We start from the raw sequence: 1172 nt of genomic DNA, 5'->3' as shown, positions 1-1172 counted from the left end.
CTTGTTTTAAAACATCCGCATTAACTTGAGAGAGTGATGACACAGTCGCCTCGATAAAATCAGTAGAGAAATTTTATTGAATGTGATGAAACATTCATGTGCTACATCATACACGATTCACTGTAAAAAGTGCGTGATGAGTTATGGATGTCAGAAGTAAAAAAGCCTCTCTATGGTAGAGAGGCTTTTCATTTAAATGACTTTTAGAAACTGTCACCCGGAATGCGTACCCAACCTTCCATTAGCACACGCGCACTACGACTCATAATGGCTTTTTTCACCACCCATTGGCCATTTGTAAGTTCAGCTTGGGCACCAACACGTAATGTTCCAGATGGATGTCCAAAACGTACTGCTTCACGTTCTGCACCACCAGCCGCTAAATTTACTAAAGTGCCTGGAATCGCAGCCGCTGTACCAATTGCCACCGCTGCTGTTCCCATCATGGCATGGTGAAGTTTGCCCATCGACAAAGCTCGAACGAGTAAGTCGACATCGTTCTCTGAAACGTTTTTACCGCTTGAAGCTGTGTAATTTTTTGGTTTAGAGACAAAAGCAATTTTTGGTGTGTGCTGACGTGCGGCTGCTTCTGAAATATCTTTAATTAAGCCCATCTGAACTGCACCATAGGCACGAATTTTTTCAAAACGTGCTAATGCTGCTGCATCACCATTAATATGATCTTGTAATTCAGTACCTTCGTAGCCTAAATCTTCTGCATTTAAGAAAATGGTTGGAATACCGGCATTAATAAATGTGGCTTGAAAACTACCAATCTCTGGAACATCTAATTGGTCAACAACATTCCCTGTCGGGAACATATCACCACCCTCTTCACCATCATCGGCAGGGTCTAAAAACTCAATTTGAACTTCAGCGGCAGGGAAAGTTACCCCATCTAGCTCAAAGTCGCCAGTTTCTTGAACTTGGCGATTGGTGATAGGTACATGCTCACTAATGGTTTTTTGAATATTTTTTTGCCAGATTCGAACAGTACAAAGGCCATTTTCAGGAATACGATCAGCATCAACCAAACCATTTGAAATTGCAAATGAACCAACCGCAGCTGTCAAATTACCGCAGTTACCGCTCCAATCTACAAAAGGCTGATCTATTGAAACCTGCCCAAACAAAGAGTCGACATCATGGTCTGGCTGTGTACTTTTAGCGAG

The 1172-nt window shown here is 42.2% G+C and carries 1 protein-coding gene; it reads right to left on the bottom strand.

From position 1 onward, the window contains the following. Positions 1-203 precede the first annotated feature (203 nt). The coding region (gene prpF, locus VXQ92_RS19655; protein WP_416682925.1) for a 2-methylaconitate cis-trans isomerase PrpF at positions 204-1172 on the bottom strand (969 nt) is incomplete at its 5' end.

The sequence above is a fragment of the Acinetobacter sp. 228 genome (assembly GCF_048147885.1).
This window is presented reverse-complemented; position numbering and strand designations above follow the sequence as displayed.